The sequence below is a fragment of the Kitasatospora sp. MY 5-36 genome (genome assembly GCF_001182915.1).
Classification (GTDB): domain Bacteria; phylum Actinomycetota; class Actinomycetes; order Streptomycetales; family Streptomycetaceae; genus Kitasatospora.
This window is the reverse complement of sequence record NZ_LFVW01000846.1, coordinates 1-3,911: the sequence shown is the minus strand read 5'-3', so window position 1 is coordinate 3,911 and position 3,911 is coordinate 1. Positions and strand designations below refer to the sequence as shown.

Annotated in this window: 4 protein-coding genes; 3 read left to right on the top strand and 1 reads right to left on the bottom strand. The window is 74.8% G+C overall.

Annotated elements, in window-relative coordinates; translation table 11 throughout:
* Positions 1-132 precede the first annotated feature (132 nt).
* On the bottom strand, positions 133-573 hold the full coding sequence (locus AE652_RS37095; protein WP_049659593.1) for a type II 3-dehydroquinate dehydratase: 441 nt from the start codon (positions 571-573) through the stop codon (positions 133-135).
* A 162-nt stretch (positions 574-735) separates the two neighbouring features.
* On the opposite strand from AE652_RS37095, the gene AE652_RS37090 reads away from it, so the two are divergent.
* From AE652_RS37090 to AE652_RS37080, 3 genes are all read left to right on the top strand, one after another.
* Entirely contained in the window at positions 736-1,902 is a 1,167-nt protein-coding gene (locus AE652_RS37090; protein WP_049659592.1) for a DegT/DnrJ/EryC1/StrS family aminotransferase, read from the top strand.
* Positions 1,903-1,910: 8 nt separating this feature from the next.
* Positions 1,911-3,017 carry a Gfo/Idh/MocA family protein gene (locus tag AE652_RS37085; RefSeq protein WP_107418813.1) on the top strand — a complete coding sequence of 369 codons (1,107 nt, stop codon included), beginning with the start codon at positions 1,911-1,913 and terminating at the stop codon, positions 3,015-3,017.
* 162 nt (positions 3,018-3,179) lie between these two features.
* Positions 3,180-3,896, top strand: a complete 717-nt coding sequence (locus AE652_RS37080; protein ID WP_079272307.1) for an HAD-IA family hydrolase — start codon at positions 3,180-3,182, stop codon at positions 3,894-3,896.
* Positions 3,897-3,911: the final 15 nt, after the last annotated feature.

Genomic DNA, 3,911 nt, shown 5'->3' with positions numbered 1-3,911 from the left:
CGGGACCCTGAGCCGTCGGGCCCTGAGCCGCGGGGCCCTGAGCCGTCGGAGCCTGAACCGCGGGACCCGGCGCCGCCGCGGCCCGCGTCGTCGTCGTGGTGCCCCCTGCCGGGGCGCCCGTCGCGAAGCCCATCAGGACGCCGGGACCTTCGCCAGCAGCGCCTGCGCGGCGAGCCGGTAGCCGAGCGCGCCGAGCCCGACGATCACGCCCGAGGCGATCGGCGCCAGTACCGACTCGTGCCGGAAGGACTCGCGCGCCCAGACGTTGGACAGGTGCACCTCGACGAACGGCCGCGGGTAGGCGGCGAGCGCGTCGCGCAGGCCCCAGCCGGCGATCATCAGCGCGCCCGGGTTCACGATCGCCCCGATGGAGCCGTCCCAGGCGTCCTGCACCGCCTCGATCAGCTGACCCTCGGACTCGCGCTGGACGGAGACCACCTTCCAGCCCCGGCCGGCCACCTCGACGGCGACCGCGGCCTCGATGTCGGCCAGGGTGTCGGTGCCGTAGACCTCCGGCTCGCGGCGGCCGAGAATCCCGAGATTGGGGCCGTTCAGCAATAGCAGTTCGCTCATATTCCGGTTATAGCAGCGAATTCCCCGGACGAAACCGGAGAGGGTTGCCGAACTGCAGGACAAGGGCTTTGTAGGGGGGTGCGTAGGGGAGGTGACGGGCCGGATTTCCTGGGTTAGCGTCCCGTTCCACGGTCCCCCCGACAGGAAAGGCTGCGCGGAATCATGAGTGCCCAAGGACGTCCGGCCCCGGAGTTCCCGGTCTGGCCCCAGTACGACGATGCCGAGCGCGAAGGACTGCTCAGGGCCCTGGAGCAGGGCCAGTGGTGGCGGATGGGCGGCAAGGAGGTCGACACCTTCGAGCAGGAGTTCGCCGAGTACCACGGCGCCGCCAAGGCGCTCGCCGTCACCAACGGCACCCACGCGCTGGAGATCGCCCTCCAGCTGCTCGGTGTCGGCCCGGGCACCGAGGTCATCGTGCCCGCGTTCACGTTCATCTCCTCCTCCCAGGCCGCCCAGCGGCTCGGCGCCACCGCGGTGCCGGTCGACATCGACCTCGACACCTACAACCTGAGCCCCGAGGCGGCCGCCGCCGCGATCACGCCGCGGACCCGGGCGATCATGCCCGTCCACATCGCCGGCCAGATCGCCGACCTGGACGCCCTCGACAAGCTCGCCGCCGACTCGGGCGTCTCGATCGTGCAGGACGCCGCGCACGCCCACGGCGCCCGCTGGCGCGGCCGCCGGGTCGGCGAGCTGGGCTCGATCGCCGCGTTCAGCTTCCAGAACGGCAAGCTGATGACGGCCGGCGAGGGCGGCGCCGTCACCTTCCCGGAGACCGCCCAGTACGACGAGGCGTTCCTGCGGCACAGCTGCGGCCGCCCGCCGACGGACCGGAAGTACTACCACCAGACCTCCGGCTCCAACTTCCGGCTCAACGAGTTCTCCGCGAGCGTGCTGCGCGCCCAGCTCGCCCGCCTGGACGGCCAGATCAGCGTCCGCGAGGAGCGCGCCAAGCTGCTCAAGAGGCTGCTGACGGAGATCCCCGGCGTGGTGCCGCAGGGCCACGACGAGCGGGCCGACCGCGTCCCGCACTACATGGCGATGTTCCGGGTGCCCGGCCTCGGCGAGGACCGGCGCAACGCCCTGGTCGACGACCTGATCGCGCGCGGCCTGCCCGCCTTCGTGGTCTTCCGCGCCATCTACCGCTCGGACGGCTTCTGGGAGTCGGCCGCGCCCGACACCACCGTCGACGCGCTGGCCAAGGCCTGCCCCAACAGCGAGGCGCTCACCGCCGACGGCATCTGGCTGCACCACCGCACCCTCCTCGCGAGCGAGCGGGCGATCGAGGACACCGCCCAGATCATCGCCGACGCCCTGGCCGCGGTGTGAACGCGCGGGTGAGCACCGCCGGACGGGGGCCGGACGCCCCGGTGCGGGTGGCCGTCGTCGGCCTCGGCTGGGCGGGCCGCACCATCTGGCTGCCCCGGCTGACGGCCCACCCGGCCTACCGGGTCACCGCCGTCGTCGAGCCCGGCCCCGGCGGCGCGGAGCACGTGCCGGCCGGCGCCGCGCTCCTCGCCGACGCCGACCTGCTCGGCCCCGACGTCGACCTCGCGGTCGTCGCGGTGCCCAACCACCTGCACACCCCCGTGGCCGAACGCCTGCTCGCCCGCGGCATCCCGGTGTTCCTGGAGAAGCCGGTCTGCCTCAGCTCCGCCGAGGCGGACCGGCTGGCCGCCGCCGAACGCGCCGGCGGGACCGTCCTGCTGGCGGGCAGCGCCGCCCGCTACCGGCCGGACGTCGCCGCCCTCACCGAGCTGGCGGCGGACCTCGGCCCGATCCGCCACGTCGACCTCGCCTGGGTCCGCGCCAGTGGTGTCCCCGACGCCGGCGGGTGGTTCACCAGCCGGCGGCTCTCCGGCGGCGGCGCCCTGGTCGACCTCGGCTGGCACCTGCTGGACACGGCCCAGGCCGTGCTCGGCGGCGACGTCCGGTTCCCGTCGGTGCTCGGCTCGCTCTCCGCCGACTTCGTCAACGACGGCAGGCGCGGCGCCGGCTGGCGCGGCACCGAGGGGCCGGACGGCGCGGGAGACGTCGAGGACACCGCCCGCGGCTTCCTGCTCACCGACACCGGCGTCTCGGTGGCGGTGCGGGCGAGCTGGGCCTCCCACGAGTCCGTCGACACCACCCGGATCACCGTGGAGGGCGCCACCGGTTCCGCGACCCTGGAGTGCACCTTCGGCTTCAGCCCGAACCGCCGGGTCCCGCGCCTCACCCGGACCCGCGACGGCGTCACCACCGAGGTCCCGCTGCCCGGGGAGAACGTCGGCACCGAGTACGTGCGCCAGCTCGACGAGCTGCCCGCCGTGCTCGCCGACCCGGCCTCGCGCGGCGCGGCCGTGAAGCGCGCCCACCACACCATCTCGGTCATCGAGCGGCTCTACGCGGCGGCCCGCGCCCCGCGGCCGCGGCTCGCCGACGAGGCCGCGGCGCTCGCCGTCTGACCGTCGTCGGCGTCCGACTGCCGTCCCCGCCGTTCCCCGCCGAGCCGCGGCTCCACCCGAGCAGCCCCGTGCCCCGGCCCCGGAGGCCGTACCCATCCCGTCGGCCCCGGGGCGCCAGGCCCGGTCACCCGTCCGGGCAGCCCCTCGTCCCATGGAGATCCCATGCCGATCGACCAGCTCGCAGCCACCGCCCCGACCACCGGGCCCGACGGCCACGCGCTCGCCGCCCGCTCCCCGCTGCGCGCCGTGGTCTTCGACCTCGACGGCGTCATCGTCGACAGCTTCGACGTGATGCGCCGGGCGTTCCTCACCGCCTACGAGGAGGTGGTCGGCGACGGCAATCCGCCGTTCGAGGAGTACTGCCGCCACCTCGGCCGCTACTTCCCGGACATCATGCGGATCATGGGGCTGCCGCTCGCCCTGGAGGAGCCCTTCGTCCGGGAGAGCTACCGGCTCGCCCCCCAGGTCACCGTGCACGCCGGGGTGCGGGAACTGCTCGTCGACCTCAACCGGCGCGGCATCCGGCTGGCCGTGGCCACCGGCAAGAGCGGCCCCCGGGCCCGCTCGCTGCTTGACCAGCTCGGCCTGCTGCACCACTTCGACCACGTGCTCGGCTCCGACGAGGTCCCCCGGGCCAAGCCCGCGCCCGACATCGTGCTGCGCGCCCTGGAACTGCTCGACGTGCCGGCCGAACGGACCGTCATGGTCGGCGACGCCGTCACCGACCTGGCGAGCGCCCGGGGCGCCGGGGTCGGCGCGATCGCCGTGCTGTGGGGCGAGAGCGACGAGGCGGCGCTGCTCGCCGAACGGCCCGACGCGGTGCTGCGCCGGCCCGACGACCTGCTCGCCCTGCTGCCCGAACCCGTCCCGGCCCACTGACCGGCCGCGAGCCCG

Excerpts from the sequence above, each read along its gene's own strand:
- AE652_RS37095 (WP_049659593.1), bottom strand. The coding sequence starts at position 573 with ATGAGCGAACTGCTATTGCTGAACGGCCCCAATCTCGGGATTCTCGGC.
- AE652_RS37090 (WP_049659592.1), top strand. The coding sequence starts at position 736 with ATGAGTGCCCAAGGACGTCCGGCCCCGGAGTTCCCGGTCTGGCCCCAG.
- AE652_RS37080 (WP_079272307.1), top strand. The coding sequence starts at position 3,180 with ATGCCGATCGACCAGCTCGCAGCCACCGCCCCGACCACCGGGCCCGAC.